21 protein-coding genes are annotated in these 21,367 nt (G+C 44.9%); 15 read left to right on the top strand and 6 right to left on the bottom strand.

The window, feature by feature from the left end:
• Positions 1–17: 17 nt before the first annotated feature.
• The 3 genes from DKW60_RS17320 to DKW60_RS17310 form a co-directional block, all read right to left on the bottom strand.
• Positions 18–425, bottom strand: a complete 408-nt coding sequence (locus tag DKW60_RS17320) for an ATP-binding protein (RefSeq protein WP_109838927.1) — start codon at positions 423–425, stop codon at positions 18–20.
• A gap of 82 nt (positions 426–507) precedes the next feature.
• Positions 508–840 carry an STAS domain-containing protein gene (locus tag DKW60_RS17315; protein WP_109838926.1) on the bottom strand — a complete coding sequence of 111 codons (333 nt, stop codon included), beginning with the start codon at positions 838–840 and terminating at the stop codon, positions 508–510.
• A gap of 3 nt (positions 841–843) precedes the next feature.
• Positions 844–2,037 (bottom strand): fused response regulator/phosphatase, encoded by a 1,194-nt coding sequence (locus tag DKW60_RS17310; protein WP_109838925.1) that lies wholly within the window; start codon positions 2,035–2,037, stop codon positions 844–846.
• A gap of 203 nt (positions 2,038–2,240) precedes the next feature.
• On the opposite strand from DKW60_RS17310, the gene DKW60_RS17305 reads away from it, so the two are divergent.
• From DKW60_RS17305 to opgC, 4 genes are all read left to right on the top strand, one after another.
• A complete protein-coding gene (locus DKW60_RS17305) occupies positions 2,241–2,771 on the top strand; it encodes a hypothetical protein (RefSeq protein ID WP_109838924.1) in 531 nt (176 codons plus the stop codon).
• Positions 2,772–2,773: 2 nt separating this feature from the next.
• Positions 2,774–4,216, top strand: coding sequence for a DUF3131 domain-containing protein (locus DKW60_RS17300; protein WP_109838923.1), 1,443 nt, complete (start codon positions 2,774–2,776; stop codon positions 4,214–4,216).
• A 9-nt stretch (positions 4,217–4,225) separates the two neighbouring features.
• The gene (locus DKW60_RS17295; protein ID WP_109838922.1) at positions 4,226–7,405 is read left to right on the top strand and encodes a hypothetical protein; all 3,180 of its coding nucleotides are present in this window, start codon (positions 4,226–4,228) and stop codon (positions 7,403–7,405) included.
• Positions 7,406–7,479: 74 nt separating this feature from the next.
• Positions 7,480–8,724 carry an OpgC domain-containing protein gene (gene opgC, locus DKW60_RS17290; protein WP_109838921.1) on the top strand — a complete coding sequence of 415 codons (1,245 nt, stop codon included), beginning with the start codon at positions 7,480–7,482 and terminating at the stop codon, positions 8,722–8,724.
• 90 nt (positions 8,725–8,814) lie between these two features.
• On the opposite strand, the gene DKW60_RS17285 is transcribed toward opgC, so the two are convergent.
• A complete protein-coding gene (locus DKW60_RS17285; protein WP_109838920.1) occupies positions 8,815–9,465 on the bottom strand; it encodes an adenylate kinase in 651 nt (216 codons plus the stop codon).
• Positions 9,466–9,596: 131 nt separating this feature from the next.
• Positions 9,597–10,511: a LysR family transcriptional regulator gene (locus DKW60_RS17280; RefSeq protein WP_109838919.1), complete on the bottom strand. Its 915-nt coding sequence runs from the start codon at positions 10,509–10,511 to the stop codon at positions 9,597–9,599.
• Between the two features lie 308 nt (positions 10,512–10,819).
• On the opposite strand from DKW60_RS17280, the gene zapE reads away from it, so the two are divergent.
• The 9 genes from zapE to DKW60_RS17235 all read left to right on the top strand — a co-directional run bounded on the left by zapE (position 10,820) and on the right by DKW60_RS17235 (position 18,049).
• Positions 10,820–11,950 carry a cell division protein ZapE gene (gene zapE, locus DKW60_RS17275; RefSeq protein ID WP_146203513.1) on the top strand — a complete coding sequence of 377 codons (1,131 nt, stop codon included), beginning with the start codon at positions 10,820–10,822 and terminating at the stop codon, positions 11,948–11,950.
• A gap of 10 nt (positions 11,951–11,960) precedes the next feature.
• Entirely contained in the window at positions 11,961–12,161 is a 201-nt protein-coding gene (locus DKW60_RS17270; RefSeq protein WP_109838917.1) for a DUF1674 domain-containing protein, read from the top strand.
• A 14-nt stretch (positions 12,162–12,175) separates the two neighbouring features.
• Positions 12,176–12,559, top strand: coding sequence for a succinate dehydrogenase, cytochrome b556 subunit (gene sdhC, locus DKW60_RS17265; protein ID WP_109838916.1), 384 nt, complete (start codon positions 12,176–12,178; stop codon positions 12,557–12,559).
• Positions 12,560–12,571: 12 nt separating this feature from the next.
• Positions 12,572–12,955 (top strand): succinate dehydrogenase, hydrophobic membrane anchor protein, encoded by a 384-nt coding sequence (gene sdhD / locus DKW60_RS17260; RefSeq protein ID WP_109838915.1) that lies wholly within the window; start codon positions 12,572–12,574, stop codon positions 12,953–12,955.
• Between the two features lie 4 nt (positions 12,956–12,959).
• Positions 12,960–14,756, top strand: coding sequence for a succinate dehydrogenase flavoprotein subunit (gene sdhA / locus DKW60_RS17255; RefSeq protein WP_109838914.1), 1,797 nt, complete (start codon positions 12,960–12,962; stop codon positions 14,754–14,756).
• Positions 14,757–14,765: 9 nt separating this feature from the next.
• Complete coding sequence (locus tag DKW60_RS17250) at positions 14,766–15,548, top strand: succinate dehydrogenase iron-sulfur subunit (RefSeq protein ID WP_109838913.1); 783 nt, start codon at positions 14,766–14,768, stop codon at positions 15,546–15,548.
• 279 nt (positions 15,549–15,827) lie between these two features.
• The gene (locus DKW60_RS17245; RefSeq protein WP_109838912.1) at positions 15,828–16,070 is read left to right on the top strand and encodes an FAD assembly factor SdhE; all 243 of its coding nucleotides are present in this window, start codon (positions 15,828–15,830) and stop codon (positions 16,068–16,070) included.
• An 18-nt stretch (positions 16,071–16,088) separates the two neighbouring features.
• A complete protein-coding gene (locus DKW60_RS17240) occupies positions 16,089–16,505 on the top strand; it encodes a rhodanese-like domain-containing protein (protein ID WP_109838911.1) in 417 nt (138 codons plus the stop codon).
• Between the two features lie 32 nt (positions 16,506–16,537).
• Positions 16,538–18,049, top strand: coding sequence for a fumarate hydratase (locus DKW60_RS17235; RefSeq protein WP_109838910.1), 1,512 nt, complete (start codon positions 16,538–16,540; stop codon positions 18,047–18,049).
• Positions 18,050–18,130: 81 nt separating this feature from the next.
• Here the strand turns inward: DKW60_RS17235 and DKW60_RS17230 are convergent, their stop codons facing one another.
• Positions 18,131–19,540: an integron integrase gene (locus DKW60_RS17230; protein ID WP_109838909.1), complete on the bottom strand. Its 1,410-nt coding sequence runs from the start codon at positions 19,538–19,540 to the stop codon at positions 18,131–18,133.
• A 151-nt stretch (positions 19,541–19,691) separates the two neighbouring features.
• Here DKW60_RS17230 and DKW60_RS17225 point away from each other — a divergent pair, with 151 nt between their 5' ends.
• Both DKW60_RS17225 and DKW60_RS17220 read left to right on the top strand, forming a co-directional pair.
• Complete coding sequence (locus DKW60_RS17225; RefSeq protein ID WP_015067158.1) at positions 19,692–20,456, top strand: hypothetical protein; 765 nt, start codon at positions 19,692–19,694, stop codon at positions 20,454–20,456.
• A 187-nt stretch (positions 20,457–20,643) separates the two neighbouring features.
• Positions 20,644–21,336, top strand: coding sequence for a hypothetical protein (locus DKW60_RS17220; RefSeq protein ID WP_109838908.1), 693 nt, complete (start codon positions 20,644–20,646; stop codon positions 21,334–21,336).
• The last annotated feature ends 31 nt before the right edge of the window (positions 21,337–21,367 follow it).

The following is a 21,367-nucleotide window of genomic DNA, read 5'->3' as shown; positions in this document are numbered from 1 at the left end:
GGGCCTGATTTTTGCGACTAGGTTGTTCTTTTTGTTAGCGTCAAAACGTTACGTTCTGGAAAACGATGATATTCAATGTTATCAGCAAGTGCCTGAATCAGGCATAAACCCCAACCGCCTTCTGGCAAATCAGCTACGTTCGGAAGCTCTGACCCCTCAATCATAACACTTCCGGGTGCAGCAATGCCTTGGTCAGTAATCCTCATCAAGGCATGCTGATCAACCATATCCAGCTCAATATTTATCGGGTTGCCTGCTTTTTCAAGATAAGCATGCTCGACAACATTGTTCACAGCCTCGACCAGCATCAATTCAAGTTGGCCTTGTAAATCTACAGCTATATTGTGTGTTTCACAGTATTTGTATAGCAGTTCCGAGGCTAGCCTAACCTCGGAAAAGCTGCTATCTATTGATAATTTGCACATGTCAATAAGGGTGCTTTCATGCTAATGGTCACACCACTACTCCCTGTATTTTAGTCTTATCAGTAAATCGTGATCGTCACGCTTAGAAATGTTGCTTTGCTTGCTCCATGTCATCAGTCAGCGTGAAAATTCGATCCATACGGGTCAGCTTGAATAACTCAAGGACAGCTCCGGAAGCGCCTAGAATGACCATTTTTCCAGTCCCACCAACAGATTTCAGAACGGCAACCATCGCACCGAGGCTGCTGCTATCCATAAAGCTTAGCTTGCTGATATCCAAAATCAGTTGATCGTTGCCAGACTTGATGATGTCTTCCATTGCTGCTTTAAAATCTGGCGCAACCGAGGCATCCAGGCGTGTTTCATCCAGTGTGGCACGTGTCAGACCGTTTTCTTGTTGTAGGTTAATGTTCATTGCTTATCCCTCTTTCTTATTAATGTTGTCGAATTCAAAAACTAAAAAGCTGACGTCATCGGGTAATGCGTTCAGCTGTTCGGTTGATAACCACTTATTTTCTATTGTTTCGGTTATTTCTTTCGCACTTTGGTGTTTGATGTCGTCAAAGTGGTGAGTCAGGTTGTCACCTTCAAGGACTTCCTGATTGATAACTGAGTTATTTTCACTGATACCATCTGAGTAAATAATGAATTTATCGCCTGGCTCCATCTGTAGCATCTGTGTTTCATATTCTGCACCATCGAACAGGCCAACAGGGAAGCCGTTTACTTCCACTGCCGAGACGGTATTTTGCTTTTTTCGTATCCAGTAAGGATGTGGGTGTCCTGCCTGAACGTAATAAAGCTTGTTGGTATGCATATCAACGATGCCAAAGATCATGGTCAGGTAGTGGTCATGCTTCTGTTCAAGTAAGCGTTTATTGAGATTGCTCGCAAATAACGCAGGAATCTCTTCCAGTCTTTCTCTGGTCACAGGGCCTCCGTAGAGACCACGCTTTAAACCCAGTGATACTTGCAACGACATTGAAAGCATGGCCGCCGAGATACCGTGACCTGAGATATCAACACTATAGAAAACTAAACAGCCATTCTGTGTGAGATAGTAGTCAAAGGTATCACCACCAATAAAAATAGCCGGCTTGTAGAACCACTCTGTTCTTATTGACTCAGTGCGGAGCGGGGCAGGTAGCGAACTTAGCTGAGTGGCAGCAGCGGCTTCGAGGTCTTTCTTGATATGATCATGAGCTTCCTGAAGAGCGGCATTCTTTTCGGCGATATCGTTTTCAAGTGTTACGACACGTTGTGCACCTAACAAGCGTATGCGTATTTCTTCGAGATTTACCGGCTTTGAAGCAAAGCCATCAGCACCTGCATTAATCGCATCGAGAATATTCTTTTTACCACTGAGGCCAGTCAACAGAATAATATAGGTATAGTGTGAAAAGTCTGCTTCACGAATGCGCTGGCACAGACCAAGACCGTCGAGGCGTGGCATTTGCCAGTCACTAATGACGGCTTCGAATTTACCATTCTGAAGTTTTTCCCAGGCATCCTCACCATCGACAGCTTCGACCACGTCATGGCCGAGCTTTCTGACGATACTGCCCATGATCAGGCGCATGTCTTTGGCGTCATCTACTATTAGGATATTCATGATATGTTCAGGTAAGTTATTGTTTTAATAATTTTTATTATTCACTTGTAACCAGAAAAATAAGTGTGACATAATGTATTTGGGCTGTAAAACATTAATAATAAAAATTAGACAAACTGTGGTTTAGGAATAAAACAGTCACTCAGATTTCCTCTGACTACGCAATACATATAAAAAATAACAAAGCTTGCGAGTACCCAATTATGCTCTATCGATCCTTAAGCGTTGCAATCATCGTGTTGCTGTCGTGGTTTACTTATGCATCTATGCAATCCAACCAACAAATCAAACAACAGCTGAGTTTGCTTCAGTCGCAGTTCGGTCAAAATGTTGAGCCTTTGGTTGAAAAGCAACTATTAATGAATGAGCAGATGGAACAGATCCGCGCCTACATGACTAAGCAAGATCAGATCGCTAAAGAAAAGAAAAAAGTAGAAGCATCTCTCTCCAGGCAAAAACAGATCACTGCTTTGTATGCAACGTATTCCAAAGTACTCAAGGCGGATGCGCTTAGAGGTGCTAAGAAATACCCGGAAGCATCAGCCTTGCTAAAGGGTACCAAGAAAGAAATCTGGAAAGCTGGTGACCTATACAAAGAGCACCAAAAATCATTACGTGGCTTAATGCAAACCATTGATGCTTTAGTGAATGCATGGAATGCCAAAGATGGCAGTAAAAATGCCGCAAAAGTTTACAACACACTAGACAAAGTTCTGCAGGATAAGAGTAAGTAATAATGACTGAGCAAAATAAAAATAATAATAGTCGCCTAAAATACAAACGTTACCTGCCATTATTGATAGGTATAGTGCTAGGTGTCGGTGTAATCGCATGGACTAGCTCAAAGCTGGACTCGGATGAGGGTAAACGCAGTCCTTCAGAGATGTTCGCATCCAAAAGCGATAAGAGTGCACCGGGAATGTGTGCTGATCCGGAGCCTTCGACACATGCGTGCTTTACGGCTAAGGCAGGGTTATGCAAAGAAGATTTAGATAAGGCTAAAATCGCCTGGGCCTATTACGAAAATAACTACCAGCCTAAGACGGGCTTAGTTAATTCGGTAAACAACTATACTTCAACCACAATGTGGGATACCGGTTCCGCCATTGCAGCGACGATTGCAGCGCATGATTTTGGTTTGATTGATCAAAAAGACTTCGATGACCGCATTGTTGCACTCATCAAGACTTTAAGCTCCATGAAGTTGTTTAACGATGAAGCGCCTAACAAGGTGTATAGCACCACAACAGGTAAGATGGTGGACTATCGAAATCAGCCTAGTGAAGAGGGGATTGGAGTATCGACACTGGACCTGGCACGACTGGTCTCATGGATGAATACGCTGATTTGTAAATATCCAAAATTTACCACTCATGCCAATCGTGTATTGTCGCGTTGGGATTATGACCGATTAATTAAGAACGGTCAGATGTATGGTTTGGCCAGAGATGCGGTGACGAAGAAAGTCCGGGTTCTTCAGGAGGGACGTCTGGGGTACGAACAGTATGCCGGTAAAGTGTTCGAGCAGATCGGATTTGATCAATCAATCGCGGCGGACTATGAGAATAAATTCAGAAGTGGCATGGATATCTATGATGTTCCTGTCGCATTTGATAGTCGTGATCCTCGGGTTCTTGGGGCCTACAATTACGTTGTAACAGAGTCCTATGGTCTTGATGCCATGGAGCATGGTTATGATGAGGTGAATACGCCGCTAGTCCGCAATATATTCGATGTTCAGAAAGAACGCTGGAAGCGAACTGGCATTGTGAGTGCGATTTCTGAGGATAACGTCGATCGTAAACCTTACTTTATCTACAACACTATCTTTACTGCAGGGCTTCCCTGGAACACCACCACAGACCGTGGTGTTCAGTATAACGAGCTGAAAAGTGTGTCGACTAAAGCAGCATTTACCATGGCAATGTTATACCCGGATGATGACTACAGTCAGGTTCTGATTGAACAGGTCGAAAGTGCTTATGACCCTAAGAAAGGGTGGTACTCTGGTGTCTATGAAAATGGCGGTGGCTACAACAAGGCAACGACTGCAAACACCAACGGTATCGTGCTAAGTACTTTGCTGTATAAAAAATACGGCTCTATGTTTGAAATTTGTAATGCTTGTGGTCGCCAAATCAAACTAGATCCAAGTATTTTCAAGTCCCAACAGAAGTAATCATTCACCATGGTGCTACGTAGTCGCATTGTTAAAGCAGCAGCAAGCAAGGGGCGTTTCTTACTGATCCCTGCTTGCTTTGCGGTTGCTTTTAGTGCGACAGCTAACGAAATTGAGCTACCTTTGCTAAAAGATGCAAAGGCGCTGCAATGTGCCACGTCTGAGCCTGCAGCCAAAGCCGCTCTTTCACGCTTCTGGGATGTTCAGGGCGATGACTTGCCAACACCGGTTGAAGAGGGAAGAGCGCTTCAGTCAGGTACCTTGCACGCTGCGACAATGGATATCATCTTAAATACCTTGGTTGATACCGCAGAACGCTTCCCATCACTCAGAAATCAAGTTGAGCGCACCATGCTGCAATGGGATTACTGTGAAGTGTTTAAGGATGGTGTGTTTTATGATGTGAGCCATAGCGATGGCCATACAGATCGTACGAAGGTTTTATATGACTCGCCTGAGGCATGGAAAGGCTTTAAACGATTGGGCTTTTTAGGTGAAACTGAGCAACGGTTCATTCCCGACATTATCAGCTCAGACCAACTCAGTCTTCGGGCTGACTTTGAACAACTGTTCCACAGGATTTATCGTGAGCAGTGTTTCCCGCACCCTGACACGTCAGAATTGTTTGATATCACTGAGTTTGGCTTGGACGACAAGCTCTCAGCCACTGTGACTGATGAAAACGATGTTTATCCACATAACTGGGAATCTGAGTGTCTATATCCAATGGATGTGCCGCTTCTGAAGACACAGTTGCGACTTGAGGATGTACCTGTTGAAGTGCCTGAGCTAATAAGCTCAGTAAAGTTGCAAGATCTACCACAATTAGTTCCGCGTCTGGCGACTTCCGTTGAATTGATGCCAGTAGCGCAGTTAGTTTCGGGCTTGGCAACTAAAGTCGATATACAGCCTGTGCAGCTTGCCGTCCCATCTCTGGAGAGTCGTCTGGAGATCGTGCCTGTACCTCAGGCGGTACCTCAGCTAGTCACCTCGGTCGATATCGTTCCGGTTGCCTTAGATGTACCAGAGTTACTGTCAACGGTGGAGATTCTTCCCGTTCCTTTGGAAGTACCGTTGCTGAAGACAACTTTAGACATTGTTCCTGTTGAAGTGGATATTCCAGTTCTGCAGACTTCAGTAGAAATCATTGAGCAAGCACTTAATGTGCCGGTGTTGATATCTAGTGTTGAATTTGATCAGGCAAAACCAAAAGTCTTTACAAAACCGGCTGCTAAACCATTGCCTAAACCCGTTGTGGTAGCAAGTGCTCGCGGCGGGATTGGTGGTGTGGGCGGCTATGGTGGTGGTTATGCCGGTGGAGCAGTAACCACAGTTGCACCACAGCCAGTCGTAGTACAGCCTACTGTCGTGGCTCCAAAGCCGGTTGCAGTCCAGCCAGTGGTACAGCAGGTTGTCGCTCCCAGACAAGTGATACAGAAACCAACTACCGTTGTGATTGACAAAGATGCCTCCTTATTGGAGAGGCTATTGTCAGGTTTAAATAGCGGAAGCAATGTACTGGTCATTGATAAAATACAGCTCACTGTCAATGAATATAACGGTAACGTAGAAACAGCAATATCAAGCTCAGATGTAGGTACTTCATCGGTAGCACCGGCTCTGGATAGTGCTGCGTTGATTAAGGAGTTGGTTAAATTTAATTCGCAAAAAACACAGCCAGCTGTTCAGCCAATCGTTGAGAAAAAAGTACCGTACGTTGAAAAGAAAGCGGTGAAGAAAAAGACTTATGCTCAACCGTCAAAGTCAACAAAGCCTAAGTTAAGTAAGCCACAGCATGTCAGCGTACCAAGGCTGGAGAGTATTTTATTAGTGAGTCCGGTGATTGTAAGAACGCCACCTAAAAAAGTAGTCATTAGCAAACCAAAGACATCTAGCGTCAATGTGCCTAAATTGAAGACGCAGTTGTCGGTTAAACCTAAGCCTAAATCGAAGCCTAAAACTTATAAGGCACCCAAGAAAACTTATAAAGCGCCTAAGAAGAAAGCATCCAGGGATACCAGTGGTTCTAGTGTCTTCGTCTATCAGCCTTATAAAAGTGGTGACAAGCCTTCGGCAAACGAAAAGAGCGTCGAGCAATTATTGCAGGAGTATGCTGATTATGAAGCTCGTCGTAAGTCAGGACGTTCTTCAAAAAAAAAACTAAATGAGAAAAAAGCTCGGCCATCAGAGCCTATATCCAAAAATAGCGCTAAGCCAGTGTCAAAGTCTAGTTCAGTCAACATAATGCCTAAAAAAGTGGTTAAAGTGGATGCGTCAGATTCAACTAAGCAACAGTCTAAGCTAAGTAGCCAAAAAACTGCGAAAAAGAAGTCACCGGCAGTAAAAGAGCCAGAGGTGATACTTGCCAAAAAAGCGCCAACTCCCAAAGAAGAAGTAGCCTTTACTTTCGCGGATGAAGCCCCTGATTATGCAGACGTTAAACAGGTGAGCGTGGCAACGACCAATACACCGAGTGGCTTATCTTTGGATGCGCCGCTCCCGTATGTGATTGAAGAAAACTTCATTAATGACCAGCTTAGTGATGATGAGATCAAGGCAAAAAAAGCGAAAACCAAGAAACCGGTTAAAAAGCCCATTGGTTTAGCCGGTAATGTCTATCTAAAGAACTCATTAGGCAGTGACAAATGGGGTATCGGCGGGTCGATCAATCGCAAGCTGATAAAAGATGATTACTATTTTGCGCGTGTTGGCTGGAGCTATTCTCTGGAAGATGAAGAGGAGCCATTTAGCTACTCTTGGGGTATTGGCTATAGTGATTGGCACGCCGGTACATTCTCAGCACAATTAAATAATTGGGGACCAATTAAACCCGGAGAGGGCTTAGCATTAGATAAAGCCATTGCCAGCTTTGGTTATTCAGTCAAATCAGATCTGTTAAAGAAGTACCGATTGAGTTTGTCAGGCGCAATTAATGTGCCGATTGACGGGAATACGTCCGCCGCAGTCAATATGCGCTGGTCGCCGATCGAAAACTGGTACATCAATGCATCGGTGAGTCAGCCATTAGAAGGTGATGGAGACCCTAAATGGAGTTATGGGTTCGGCTACAGTGATTGGCGTCCAAATAAGTTTAATTTGCAGTATTCAAACTATGGTCCTAATGATTTGTTCTATCATAACTATCGAACCAATGGTACTTGGTCTCTTAGCTATAACTACAAATTCTGAATTAACATACGATTAAGCAGTAATGTGGCAAATTGTTACATGAACTAATAACTATAATAAAAACAGGTATAACTATGAGTGCGTCCGGAACCTTTATAGAAGAAGAACTGGCTGAAAAGCCAAAGACGCACAGCTGGTCATACGTTGACACGGGTTCAACGCGTGACCTACGCTTGGACTTTATGCGCGGTATCGTCATACCGTTACTATTTGCCAGTCACTTTGAGTATTTCTCCGCACTCATGTACATCGGTTGGGAGCGGGTTGGCGTAGTTTCAACTGCTGAAATCTTCGTGATACTCGCCGGAATCGTAGTCGGAATGGTGTTTGGTAAACGCCTCAGAAACGACGGACTCGCCGCATCTATGCCAGCTTTAATGGATCGGTCGGTAAAGCTGTATCGTACCAATGTGGTGTTGATTCTTATTATCGCAGCGATCCGATTTATTCCTGAAATTGACAGTACTATTATTACGACTTTTCATAGTCCCTTTACCGGGAAAACATATCCCTTGTTCCCTGCAATGGAGTCAGGTTTATTTAACTTATTAAGTCAGGCCCTACTACTGAGAATCGGGCCACACCAGTTCCAGATTATCGGTATGTACGTGGCGATGTTTATTCTGGTAACGCCTTTCGTCTTTTTCATGATCAGTCGCAAGCGAGTCGGATTACTGCTCGGCTTAAGTTGGGTTGTTTATCTGATCAACTTTGGTGCTCATGAACCCAATCCCGGAAGTCCGGCTTTTCGTCCTACCGGAGCACAGTTCGAGTATGCATTTCCAATCTTAGCGTGGCAGTTGATTTATGTGCATGGTGTTGTGGTTGGCTACTTCAAGAAAGAGGTGGTCGCGTTTTTTGGCACCAGCAGGGGTAAAGCATTAATGTATCTGTCCTTCCTGCTGACCGCAATATTTTGGTTTATCACATGGAACAATCCACTCAAAGAGTTCTCCTCAGTCAGTTTTTCTATGATTTCTCCGGATACATTCCACTCGATCTACGGCCAGTACTTCCAGAAATACAAGTTAGGTCCGGGTCGAATTCTTAATGTTGCGGTACTGTTAATTACCATGTACGCAATTCTGACACGCTTTTGGGTGCCCATTAGTAAAGCACTGGGGTGGTTCTTCATTCCATTGGGGCAGGCCTCACTCTATGTGTTCTATGTACATATATTCTTCTTATTGATACTAGCGAATACACCGTTGCCTGCGATGCAGGACTTTTGGATTAATACAATGATTCATGCCGGTTTGTTATTGCTGACATGGGCAATGGTGAGGTCTAAATTTATGTTTAAAATTATTCCTAACTGATTATCATCCTGATATCAAAGATACAAGAAAGGCCGCTAAATTTAGCGGCCTTTTGCGTGTACGTGTACTAGCTAAGAAAATCTGAAGCGATTAAGCGATCTTCTGAAGCTCTGCTTTCACAGCATTAGTGATCTCATCGATATCACCTACACCCTGAACGCTTAGCAATAAGCCCTTGTCCTGGAAGTAACCGATTAATGGAGATGTTTCGTCCTCATAAGTTTTGAGGCGCTTACCGATCGTTTCTTCATTGTCATCTGCACGGTGATACAGTTCATTGCCGCACTTGTCACAAGTATTTTCAACTTTCGGTGGTGACGTGTAGCGGTTAAATACCGCGCCACAGTTCTTACAAGACAGTCGACCGGTCAGACGCTTCATCAGCACGTCATAATCGACATCGATCAACAGTGCACCTTGTAAAGGCTGTTCTGTTTTAGCCAATAGTTCATCAAGTGATGCTGCCTGACTTAGGTTGCGAGGGAAGCCATCAAGGATGAAACCTTTTTGCGCGTCATCTTCTTGCAGGCGTTCTTCAATCATGCCCAGCACGATTTCGTCAGACACTAACTGACCGGCATCCATTGCCGCTTTAGCTTTTTGGCCCAACTCGCTTCCGGAGCTAACCGCAGCACGCAATAAATCTCCTGTCGAGATTTGTGGGATGCCGTACTCAGAAATAAGCTTTTGAGCCTGTGTGCCTTTGCCGGAACCAGGCGCGCCTAATAGAACAATACGCATAAAGATGAACTCCACTCAAGATTACAAATAAAACTCTTCTACCGTATTTTAGAAAACGGCGCAAGGAGGTTCATTTTTGAGGATTTAAAATAATGCTAAAATAAATTGATTAAACGTTATTAATCAGTAGTTTAGTCTGTGAGTTTATACTGATCATTGAGTATCTCAATGAACTTCTGAGCGGGTGCAGAAAGTGTCTTTCCGGCTCTTGAAACGATGCCGTATTTACGGGCAGGGAAGTACTCATCAAGGTTGACGATATCAAATTTCTCTTTATCTTCGTCTGTGATACAGATGTTAGTTACAATCGAAATCCCCAGGCCAATATCAACATAGCGTTTCACGACTTCCCAGCCACCAGCTTCCAGTACGACCCGGTAACTCGAACCGTTGAGTGCGAATACCATCTTGACCAAACGCCAACTACTGAAATGTGATGGAGGTAAGATCATTCCATATTGACCGATGTCGGCCAGTGTTACTTTGTCCAGCTTAGAAAGAGGGTGTCCCTTTGGCATGATCAATACTGGTGGGTACGACACAAAAGGCTGGTAATCAAGATTTTCAGGCACATCCAGCATTGAGCTAACCGCAAAGTCCACTTCATCAGCCAGAAGCATGTCACGACCGTCACGGCCCGTCACATTAGCCAGTTTAAGGCGAATCCCCGGATGTAACTCAACAAATTTACGGATCGGTTTTGGTAGCGTGTAAAGGATGGTAGACTCCTCAGCCGCTATAGTTAATTCACCTGTGCTTAGGTCACCATAGTGAGCCGCAAAGCTCTCTTTGATATGATCTATCCCCTGAACTAAAGGACTGACTAAATCGTAGAGGATCTCGCCTTCAGTGGTTAGTTTGAGTCGAGGCCCACGACGCTCAAACAGCTTGACGTCCAGCTCTTGTTCAAGTGTTTTGATCTGCAGGGATATAGTAGGTTGACTGGCGTATAGCACTTCTGAGGCTTTACTCATGCTACCTTCCTGGCGAGTAATGCAGAAGGCGCGGAGTTCTTTGAGGAGGTTGCAAGTCGTTAAGTGCTTCATAAGCTCCCTAAATAGTTAGATTCTATATTTGCGATAGTAACAAATAAAACGAAAAGAGTATCCATTTTATTGGCGCGGAGTATCGTTCTTAGTATTAGTCGGATCAATACTTAAATACCTATTTGGGGTGATATTAATGTAAAGTATTGGTAGAATTAAGTGTTTATGTCGCTTTTATTACAGTATTATTTGCGTCCAATTGTGCAGTCGCAGCAATACTGTGTGACAAAGGCTCTAAATTCGTCCATGAGGTACTCTGGTTGGTACAGCAAGCCCAAGTTAAACAAGCATATACAGCAGAATCTTCTATGCTCCAAAATTTGTATCAGAGCGCTATTGATAATGGCGAGATGCTCGCAGACCCGCATCAGGCAATTTTAATTGATGCGCTGGCGCCAGTTTTTGATGAGCTTTCAGCTGCGAAATCTACTATAGAAAAGCCCAATAAGAAAAAGTCGGCATTTAGCCGCTTTTTGTCAATCGTTGGTCAGAAGGAAGAAGTTGAGAAACCTAAACTTGTTAAGGGTGTTTACATCTGGGGCGGTGTAGGGCGCGGAAAGACATTTATCGTTGATTTCTTCTTCAGGCACCTTCCAATCGAGAAGAAGCAGCGAACTCACTTCCATTCGTTCATGAAGTCAGTTCATGACCAAATCCGCCAGCTTGGGCACATTGAAGACCCTCTTGAGCAGGTTGCTAAGCAAATCGCTGAAAATACCCGTGTTCTGTGTCTGGATGAGATGCATGTTAATGACATCACAGATGCCATGTTATTAGGCGGGTTATTTAAGTACTTATTCGAGGATGGCGTTACACTAATCACTACGTCAAATATTGTACCGTCAGGCCTTTACAAAGATGGCCTACAACGTAAGCGTTTTCTGCCGGCGATAGAACTGTTAGAAACACACACCACCGTGATTAATGCTGATGGTGAGATGGACTATCGCATGCGTGCGCTTGAGCAAGCTGATGTTTATCAAATCGGTGTGGGTGATCTGGTTGAAAAGCGTCTGGAACAATATTTTGTGGCGATGGTAGGTACTGACGCAGAAATTCAGACTGATCCGATCAAAGTTAACGGACGTGATATTCCGGTCAAGCAAACCTGCAAAGGCGTCGCTTGGTTTTCCTTTGAAGTGCTGTGTATGAGTGCACGCTCAACATTGGATTATATCGAGTTGGCTACACGCTTTGACACGATTCTGATCTCTGATATTCCTGTAATGTCGACTTTGCAGGACGATGCGGCGCGCCGTTTCGTTAACTTAATCGACGAGCTATACGATTGCAGCGTTAATGTGGTGATATCCGCTGAAGCGGCACCCCATGAATTGTATGTCGGTAAGCGTATGGCGTTTGAATTTGACCGAACCATAAGTCGTCTTATGGAGATGCGATCAAAGGAGTACCTCTTCAGCAAGCACAACGAACGCTAGGGAGAATCAAATGACAGATAAGAAGAGTGGTCAGGATGATGCGGTAGTAAAGCGCACGGTAATCAACATTCAACCAGTCAGTGATACCGGTGAGACTAAGCCCGGTAAAGATAATACCGATTCCGGAACAGCCGAAATTGGTGGTAGAAAAGGCCCTGAACCGACTCGCTACGGCGATTGGGAAAAGAACGGCCGTTGTATTGATTTTTAACACAGGTGAAACACATGTCCAAGAATGATAGTCGACCATTGTCGCCCCATTTGCAGATTTATGATCTGCCAATGACGGCCAAGCTTTCCGTATTACACCGTGGTACTGGTGCTGCTTTAAGTGCTGGCATGATTTTGCTGGTGATTGCACTCGTTGCCGCAGCCAATGGTGAAAGTAGCTGGAACAGTATGCAGGGCTTTTTATCGAGCTGGTTTGGTTACCTGGTTTTGTTTGGTTTCACCGCCACCTTGTACTACCACTTCTGTAATGGTATCCGTCACCTGATGTGGGATATGGGTAAGGGCCTTGAGCTAAGTGAAGTTGAGAAGTCCGGCAAAGTTGTGATGGTAGCAACTGCAGTGCTGACGTGTGTGACTTGGGTGATAGCACTGCTATAAAGGGTAAAAATCATGAGTAAATTTAGAAGTCCGTTATCCGTCGCCAAGGGCATGGGTTCAGCGAAAGAAGGTACGCACCATTTCTGGATGCAGCGAGTGACTGCAGTTGCTTTGGTTCCTTTGATTCTTTGGTTCTGTCTGAGTCTGGCGATGATGCCGGAAGCGACTTACGCAACGGTTGTTGCGTGGATGAAATCTCCATTTAATTCAGTCATGTTGATCTTATGCATTTTTGCCTCTTTCTGGCATCTTGCGATGGGTCTGCAAGTGATTCAGGAAGACTACATTTCTGATAACAATATCCGTATGGTCAGTATTTTGGTAATGAAGTTGCTGTGCTTCTTCTTTGCTGCGCTGGGTGTATTTTCAGTTATAAAAATTGCAGTCGGGGGTTAAGTCGATGCAAGTAGGCAATTACAAGATTATTGATCATCATTATGACGTGGTGATTGTTGGTGCCGGTGGTGCAGGTTTACGTGCAACACTCGGTATGGCAGCAGCGGGTTTAAGCACTGCTTGTATCACTAAAGTTTTCCCAACACGTAGTCACACCGTTGCAGCACAGGGTGGTATGTCTGCGGCACTGGGTAATATGGGGCCAGACAGCTGGCAGTGGCACATGTATGACACGGTTAAGGGTTCTGACTGGTTAGGCGATCAGGATGCTATCGAGTACATGTGTCGTGAAGCGATACCAGCGGTTATCGAACTTGAGCACTACGGTGTTCCATTCTCGCGTACAGAAGAAGGTAAGATCTACCAGCGTCCTTTCGGTGGTATGACGACTAACTTTGGTGAAGGTATTGCACAGCGCACTTGTGCGGCAGCTGACCGTACTGGTCACGCGATTTTGCACGCACTTTACCAGCAGTCGCTAAAGCACAAAGCAGAGTTCTTCATTGAGTACTTTGCAACAGACCTGATCATGGACGAAGAAGGTGTATGTCGTGGTGTGATCGCCTGGGACTTGGCAACCGGTGAAATTCATCGTTTCCGTGCCCACGAAGTAGTACTGGCAACCGGTGGTGTTGGCCGTGCATACCAGTCAGCAACATCTGCTCACACTTGTACAGGTGACGGTAGCGCGATGGTACTGCGTGCTGGTTTGCCATTACAAGATATGGAATTCATTCAGTTCCACCCAACCGGTATCTACGGTGCAGGTGTACTGATCACTGAAGGGGTACGTGGTGAAGGTGGTTACCTGACCAACTCTGAAGGTGAGCGCTTCATGGAGCGTTATGCGCCGAATGCTAAAGATTTAGCATCTCGTGACGTGGTATCTCGCTCTATGACCATTGAGATTAACGAAGGTCGTGGTGTAGGTCCTGATAAGGATCATATCTACCTGAACCTGCAGCATTTGGGTGCGGATGTTATCAACGAGCGTCTGCCGGGTATCGCAGAAAGTGCGCGCGTATTCGCGGGTGTTGATGTTGCAAAAGATCCGATCCCTGTATTGCCAACGGTTCACTACAACATGGGTGGTATTCCAACGAACTACCGTGGTGAAGTGGTGACATTGAAAGACGGCGATCCTGATTCAGTTGTGCCTGGTTTGATGGCAATCGGTGAAGCAGCTTGTGTATCGGTACACGGTGCCAACCGTCTGGGTTCTAACTCACTACTGGATATCGTGGTATTTGGTCGTGCAGCAGCGATTCGTGCAGCTGAGCTGGTTAAGAAAGGTACGCCTCACAAGCAGCTGGATGAAGCAATTACTGAAAAAATCATGGCACGCTTCGACAAGATGCGTAACGCGAAGGGTAGCAACACTACGGCGTCTATCCGTGACAAAATGCAGCGTACTATGCAGAAGCGCGCAGCGGTATTCCGTACCGGTGAAAGCATGGACGAAGGTGTTACTGAGATGCAGGAAATCTTCGACAGCTTTGGCGATGTGAACGTAACTGACCGTGGTCTGCAGTGGAATACTGACTTAGTTGAGACACTGGAGCTAGAGAATCTGTTACTTCAGGCTCAATCCATCATGTGTGGTGCAGCGAACCGTGACGAGAGTCGTGGCGGTCATGCACGTGACGATATGCCAGATCGTGATGATGAGAACTGGATGAAGCACACCTTGACATGGGTTGACCCTGAAACAGGTAAAGTCTCTATCGACTACCGTCCTGTTCACATGTACACACTGTCTGACGACTGTGAAGTTATTCCACCTAAGAAACGCGTTTACTAGGAGCGAATCATGGCTGAATTTAAGTTACCGGCTAACTCGATTGTAAAAACGGGTAAGACGTATAAAGCGGCAGACGGTGCAACGAATATCAAGGTATTCAAAGTTTACCGTTATGATCTGGCAAGTGGTGAAAACCCATCTTTGGACACCTACGAAGTCGATTTGGATACTTGTGGTCCGATGATTCTGGATGCACTTCTTAAGATTAAAAACGAAATGGATGCGACCCTGTCATTGCGTCGTTCATGCCGTGAAGGTATCTGTGGTTCTTGTTCTATGAACATCGACGGCAGAAACACCCTGGCATGTACTAAGGCAATTGCTGAAGTTGATGGTGAAGTGAATGTCTATCCACTGCCTCACCAACCAATCGTTAAGGACTTAGTGTCTGACCTGACTAACTTCTATGCGCAGTATGCATCAGTAGAGCCTTGGTTGAAGTCTGACACGCCAGCGCCACCAGATCAGGAGCGTGTGCAGTCTGTTGAAGATCGTAAAGAGCTTGATGGTTTGTACGAGTGCATCTTGTGTGCATGTTGTTCAACATCTTGCCCAAGCTACTGGTGGAACAGTGACCGTTACTTAGGTCCTGCTGCGCTATTGAATGCACATCGCTGGATCAAAGATTCACGTGACGATGCGACGGGTGAGCGTTTGGATGCCTTGGAAGATCCGTTCAAGCTTTACCGTTGTCATACTATTATGAACTGTACTGATGTTTGCCCTAAGGAATTGAATCCTGCAAAGGCAATCGCAGAGATCAAGCAGATGATGGTTGAACGTAAGGTTTAATTTCGTCGCTTTGCCGTAGCACGGGATTTTTACTGCATAAATGCCATCTTCGCTGGGAACATTTATTTCGTAAATATCCCGTGCTACTACTATAGAGCTAGACTAAATTAAGTGTGGTGGGGAGTTGGTACTCCGACTTGGTTTCATTGTTAAGTAAACCTGTCACAACGAAATTTAAAGCGAATAGAATTACAGACTCCGGTACGGCCAGTGAAATATTTTGCTGATCTGCCGGAGTTTTTTATTGCAGCATCGACTGTAATTGCAGGGAGTTAGACTATGAGTGAGATGAGTCATTTGCGCTGGCGTTGTCGTCGTGGCGCAAAAGAGTTAGATATTGTGATGAATCGGTATCTCGATCAGAAGTATGAAGATGCTGAGCCAAGTCAGCAGCAGGCTTTCAAAGAGTTACTGATGGTTGAGGACCCAACAGTTTTTGACTTACTGCTTGAGCGCATCGAGGCACAAAATGATGACCAGAAGATTTTGCTGGATACACTTCGGGGTATAATGGCTTTATAAGTCATACACGGAGCATTTATGAGTAAGTTAAAAAATCTTACCCCGCAAAAAGCGGCGGAGTTTTTGGCGAGTGAACCAAAAGCGATTCTGTTGGATATACGCACAACGATAGAACACTCCTTTGTGGGACATCCGATTGGTTGTATTCATATTCCCTGGAAAGATGCTCCGGATTGGGAGTTAAACCCGAATTTTGTGAAAGAGGTGCTGACTGCCGCTTCTAATAAAGACACGATTTCGCCACGTGATGTGCCGATAATTGTGATGTGTCGTAGTGGCCAGCGCAGTGTACCCGCCTCTAAATTATTAATGGAAAATGGCTTTACTAATATTTCGCATATTGGTGAAGGTTTTGAAGGGGATATTGATGAGTTTGATCATCGTGGTGAACTCGGCGGCTGGCGCTTCCGTGGTTTACCGTGGGCTCAAACCTAACCCCGCATAGAATTAACCGACCAGGAGAGATAATGACCATTATCAAGCAAGCCGACCTGATTGACAGTGTCGCGGATGCTCTACAATACATTTCCTACTACCACCCTAAAGACTTCGTTGACGCCATGTACGATGCATGGAAGCGTGAAGAGTCTGAAGCGGCTAAAGATGCCATTGCGCAGATTTTGGTGAATTCACGTATGTGTGCGGAAGGCCATCGACCGATTTGTCAGGATACGGGTATTGTTACCGTATTTGTGAAGATTGGTATGCAGGTACAGTGGGAAGCGGGTGATCTTAGCGTTGAAGACATGATCAACGAAGGGGTTCGTCGCGCTTATACGCATCCTGATAATGTGTTGCGTGCATCGATTTTGGCTGACCCTGCAGGTAAGCGTGCTAACACCAAAGACAACACACCGGCTGTGATTCACATGTCTGTAGTGCCGGGCGATAAGGTTGAAATCGAGCTGGCAGCGAAAGGTGGTGGTTCAGAGAATAAATCCAAAATGGCCATGTTGAATCCTAGTGATAGCATTGTTGACTGGGTATTGAAAACGGTACCGACAATGGGTGCGGGTTGGTGCCCACCGGGTATGTTGGGAATCGGCATCGGTGGTACGGCTGAGAAAGCGGCACTGATGGCGAAAGAATCATTGATGGAGTCAATCGATATTCAGGAGCTACGCGAGCGCGGCCCACAGAATCGCATCGAAGAACTACGTCTTGAGATCATGGATAAGGTGAATGATCTGGGTATTGGTGCGCAAGGTCTGGGTGGTTTAACCACAGTTCTTGATATCAAGATTAAGGATTACCCAACACATGCGGCGTCATTGCCGGTGTGTATGATTCCGAACTGTGCAGCAACACGTCACGCACACTTTACTTTGGACGGCAGTGGTCCATCGTTACAAACACCCCCTGATTTATCTGATTGGCCAGAGCTGACCTATGAAGCTGGGGAGAACTCTCGTCGTGTTGATTTAAACACCGTAACGCCAGAAGACGTTGAAAGCTGGAAGCCGGGCGAAGTGCTGTTGCTTTCAGGTAAGATGCTGACGGGTCGTGATGCGGCGCATAAGAAGATTGTTGGTATTTTGGATGCGGGTGAAGAGCTGCCAGTATCTCTAAAAGGCCGCTTTATTTACTACGTTGGCCCAGTTGATCCAGTACGTGAAGAAGCGGTTGGTCCTGCAGGGCCTACCACTGCGACGCGTATGGATAAGTTTACGGATCAGGTACTTGAGCAGACTGGTTTGCTGGGTATGATCGGAAAAGCTGAGCGTGGCCCTGTGGCGATTGAAAGCATTAAGAAGCACAAGTCTGTGTACTTGATGGCAGTCGGTGGTGCTGCTTACTTGGTGTCTAAAGCGATTGTAAACTCTGAAGTGCTGGCGTTCCCTGAGTTAGGGATGGAGGCGATTTATGAGTTTGATGTTAAGGATATGCCTGTAACGGTTGCGGTTGATTCTCAGGGTACTTCTGTTCATACGACAGGGCCTGAGCATTGGAAGCAGGTTATATTTGATAAGAAGGCGTAAAGCTTTTTAAGTGCAGAGAGATCGCGACTTAATGAGGTTGAGCGGGGTTAGGTCTTATGGGTCTAGCCCCGTTTTTGTTTTTCATATTAGATCAGCAGGGCTTTGAACATTAAGTCCAGGTGTGTTGAGTACATGAGTATAAATCATAGTAGTAGACACATCTGAGTGGCCTAATAATTCTTGTACTGTTCGGATGTCATAGCCCGCTTCAAGCAGGTGGGTGGCGAAAGAATGTCGAAAGGTATGGCTGGTTGCCCGCTTTATGATACCGGCTTTTTTGACAGCCCGGCGTATGCTTTTTTGCAGGCTGGTTTCATGAAGATGATGCCTTCGAAGTACTCCGGTTCTAGGGTCGGCGCCTATTCGTGTTGACGGAAACAGGTATTGCCAGCGTAACTCAAAAGGTGCATTTGGGTACTTTCTGGCCAGCGCATCCGGCAGATAAACCTCCCCGTAGCCGTTCTCAATATCTCGTGCGTGTTGGTCTTTCACGAATTGAATTTGCTGACGTATTCTGTCTTGATAGCGCTTTGGCAGCGGAACGATACGGTCTTTGAAGCCCTTTCCATTTCGGATCACTAGTTGATTGTATTCGAAGTCTACATCCTGAATCCTAAGGGTGACACACTCCATGAGACGAAGTCCCCCACCGTACATGATTCCTGCCATGAGTTGATGTTTTTCACCAAGCTGATCAAGGACGCGCTTTACTTCATTTTTTGATAATACGACAGGTAACTTTCTGGGTCGCTTTGCGCCAATAAATGCTCCGATATTACCAAGTGGTTTTTCCCACACTTTATTGAATAAAAAGGCGAGTGCGTTCAGTGCTTGTTTTTGTGTTGAGACAGAAACGTTTCGTTTAATGGCAAGGTATTCAAGATAAATCCGAACTTCATCTGCACCAAGCGCCATTGCATCGTCGGGTTTGTGAAACACCAGAAAGCGGAAGACCCAGTGGACGTAGGTCTTCTCGGTTCTTATGGAATAATTCTTTGTGCGTATCGTTTTGATGACATCAGCGATGATAGGTTGGTATTTTTGCTTGGCTTCCGGGTCGTAAGGTTGTGGTTCATATTCAGGTAATGATACTAATGCGTCTGAGTAGTCTCTTGCAATTGTGGGGTGATCAGGTTCCAAGGTTTTTGCAGAACCCTTCAGGTAATCCCAGTCATAGTCTTGTGCCCAAGGTAGTTTTAGAGCAAGGCAAAATAGAGTCTGTATAGCATCGACGACTTGTATAAATTGCCAGCGTTTTAATGAGTGTTTAGCTGAGAAATTGTCCAGATAAGCTTCAACCTGTTTATGGGTGTGATCACGTACCGAAGTGTCGGGGTAATTAGCGACGTATTGTTTAGTTCGAAGTACGTACCAACTCAAATACTTCTTTTCAACACCCTGTTTCGCAAGGAAAAGTGCATAGTTGTCCCAGAAGTTTTGATCATATGGGGTTTGCGGATTGCTGTAGGAAGATTGGTAGTGTGAACTCATGAAATAGTGCGGTATTATTGTTAATTTTGCGCTATCATACCCCGAACTATACGGAAGGCTATGTTGTTTTGGATAAACGGATTCCGTATAGCTCAATCAACATGGCCTTCCGTATAGCATACTGTTATGTGCCAAGGGATAATGGTCAACTATGAGTTTAAATAAGAAACTTGTTGAGTTTCGAAAGAAGATAAAAGCTAATCATACGAAAGTGATCACTTCTATCATTGGTGACCACTCAGTAAATATCTGCATTTTTTGTGGCGAAAACGAAAACCTGACCCGGGAGCATGTTATTCCTCAGTGGGTTTATGATCGTTGCACAAAACGAACTTTTATAACTACTACTAATAAAAACGCACAAACTTATAATAAGACTGCGGTGCCAGCATGCCAGAACTGCAACAACAGCATTCTTGGTGAATTAGAAAGGTTTCTTACGCATAAATTTAATGAAGTCGACCTCCAGAGTCAGTATTTTACTGATGATGAAATAAATAAAATAATTCTTTGGCTTGAGATTATTGAATACAAATTTCACGTACTAGATCTCCGTAGAAATTTAAATAAAGTGCAAGGTTCTGAATACATTCCTTACATAGGAAAAATGCCAATTGCAATGTTTCAAGGTCCTATGGATCAGAGTCCATCAAAAGTATTTTCAAACCTACGAAACGCATTAAAAACACTTTCTGTTAAGTCAAAAGCAGTAAAACATAACTCGCTATGTATTCTGCGTACAACTAACCCAGATTTTCATTTTTTTCATTCAACTAATAACTTTATTTTTATTGAGTTAGCGCAATATAATGTGGCGTTTTTCTATTTCTACAAACAAGTGTTTTCTAGTTCAGATGAAGCTGCAACGCTTGCAAAAGAAATTGTACAAAAGGAATATTCTGGAACAGGCACATAACAAACGCCTCAACAAAGGACGCAAAAAGCTTGGCTTGCGTCACTTCGTTCCTAATTTTAGCCAAGCCTTTTGCGCCTGTTAGGCGGGCGTTATGTGAAATAAAACATGATTGACATCGTTGGAAAACTTGAAAGCAAGATTAAGCGCAGTTGAACGTTTATACAATCAATAAAGAAATTAACAAATTATGGAAACACTCTTAATTGTTTTAGGCTTAGGATTGGCAGGTATTGACCCGCTAGGGCTGGCGGTTTTGCTTGCAGCATTGGCGGGCGGAGCGAGGAAAGCCCATGTGATTGTGTTTGCTGCAATGACCTTCCTGGGTACAGTGGTAATGGGTGTTGTGTTCTCGTTATTTGGTGAGCAGCTTTCCAGTCTTGCTACGAGCGCGTTGCCACATATCAATGACCCAGTTTGGGCAATCATTGAGCTTATCGTTGCGGGTTTTATCATCTATTGGTTGCTGTCACAGCTCCAACTATCAACAGTTGATGGTGCGACAGCCGCAGAAATACCAAAAACGCACAGTAGCTCGCTGGCTGGTATCGCTGTGTCTGGGTTGTTGTTTAGCCTTTCCGCTGTGCCTGATCCGACCTTTTTGGCGACCGCTGCTGTGGCTAGTCAGGCTTCGAGTATGGGATTGATGGTAGGCATTCACGCACTTTGGGTGCTCATTAGTCAGTCACTATTGTTCGGCTTTTCTATGGCTTATCTGTTTGATTTACATGAGCCATTAATTGCGTTCGTAAAACCCCCGTGGGAACGTGTGAAGCAACCGCTGAAAGTCTTATTGTTTGTGTTATTGGCGTTGCTGGCGTTGCTGATGGTCGCTGATGCCTTAATGCTGTTTATTGCGGGTGAGTATCTCATCCAGTATTAGATTTTAGTGCTCGGTGTTTTTCAAGGTAGTT

It is taken from the genome of Leucothrix pacifica, from assembly GCF_003172875.1.
Taxonomy (GTDB): Bacteria; Pseudomonadota; Gammaproteobacteria; order Thiotrichales; family Thiotrichaceae; genus Leucothrix; species Leucothrix pacifica.
Note: the sequence above shows the minus strand (reverse complement) of the source record. Positions and strands in the feature narration are given on the sequence as shown.

Excerpts from the sequence above, each read along its gene's own strand:
- DKW60_RS17320 (WP_109838927.1), bottom strand. The coding sequence starts at position 425 with ATGTGCAAATTATCAATAGATAGCAGCTTTTCCGAGGTTAGGCTAGCC.
- DKW60_RS17315 (WP_109838926.1), bottom strand. The coding sequence starts at position 840 with ATGAACATTAACCTACAACAAGAAAACGGTCTGACACGTGCCACACTG.
- DKW60_RS17310 (WP_109838925.1), bottom strand. The coding sequence starts at position 2,037 with ATGAATATCCTAATAGTAGATGACGCCAAAGACATGCGCCTGATCATG.
- DKW60_RS17305 (WP_109838924.1), top strand. The coding sequence starts at position 2,241 with ATGCTCTATCGATCCTTAAGCGTTGCAATCATCGTGTTGCTGTCGTGG.
- DKW60_RS17300 (WP_109838923.1), top strand. The coding sequence starts at position 2,774 with ATGACTGAGCAAAATAAAAATAATAATAGTCGCCTAAAATACAAACGT.
- DKW60_RS17295 (WP_109838922.1), top strand. The coding sequence starts at position 4,226 with ATGGTGCTACGTAGTCGCATTGTTAAAGCAGCAGCAAGCAAGGGGCGT.
- opgC (WP_109838921.1), top strand. The coding sequence starts at position 7,480 with ATGAGTGCGTCCGGAACCTTTATAGAAGAAGAACTGGCTGAAAAGCCA.
- DKW60_RS17285 (WP_109838920.1), bottom strand. The coding sequence starts at position 9,465 with ATGCGTATTGTTCTATTAGGCGCGCCTGGTTCCGGCAAAGGCACACAG.
- DKW60_RS17280 (WP_109838919.1), bottom strand. The coding sequence starts at position 10,511 with ATGAAGCACTTAACGACTTGCAACCTCCTCAAAGAACTCCGCGCCTTC.
- zapE (WP_146203513.1), top strand. The coding sequence starts at position 10,820 with ATGCTCCAAAATTTGTATCAGAGCGCTATTGATAATGGCGAGATGCTC.
- DKW60_RS17270 (WP_109838917.1), top strand. The coding sequence starts at position 11,961 with ATGACAGATAAGAAGAGTGGTCAGGATGATGCGGTAGTAAAGCGCACG.
- sdhC (WP_109838916.1), top strand. The coding sequence starts at position 12,176 with ATGTCCAAGAATGATAGTCGACCATTGTCGCCCCATTTGCAGATTTAT.
- sdhD (WP_109838915.1), top strand. The coding sequence starts at position 12,572 with ATGAGTAAATTTAGAAGTCCGTTATCCGTCGCCAAGGGCATGGGTTCA.
- sdhA (WP_109838914.1), top strand. The coding sequence starts at position 12,960 with ATGCAAGTAGGCAATTACAAGATTATTGATCATCATTATGACGTGGTG.
- DKW60_RS17250 (WP_109838913.1), top strand. The coding sequence starts at position 14,766 with ATGGCTGAATTTAAGTTACCGGCTAACTCGATTGTAAAAACGGGTAAG.
- DKW60_RS17245 (WP_109838912.1), top strand. The coding sequence starts at position 15,828 with ATGAGTGAGATGAGTCATTTGCGCTGGCGTTGTCGTCGTGGCGCAAAA.
- DKW60_RS17240 (WP_109838911.1), top strand. The coding sequence starts at position 16,089 with ATGAGTAAGTTAAAAAATCTTACCCCGCAAAAAGCGGCGGAGTTTTTG.
- DKW60_RS17235 (WP_109838910.1), top strand. The coding sequence starts at position 16,538 with ATGACCATTATCAAGCAAGCCGACCTGATTGACAGTGTCGCGGATGCT.
- DKW60_RS17230 (WP_109838909.1), bottom strand. The coding sequence starts at position 19,540 with ATGAGTTCACACTACCAATCTTCCTACAGCAATCCGCAAACCCCATAT.
- DKW60_RS17225 (WP_015067158.1), top strand. The coding sequence starts at position 19,692 with ATGAGTTTAAATAAGAAACTTGTTGAGTTTCGAAAGAAGATAAAAGCT.
- DKW60_RS17220 (WP_109838908.1), top strand. The coding sequence starts at position 20,644 with ATGGAAACACTCTTAATTGTTTTAGGCTTAGGATTGGCAGGTATTGAC.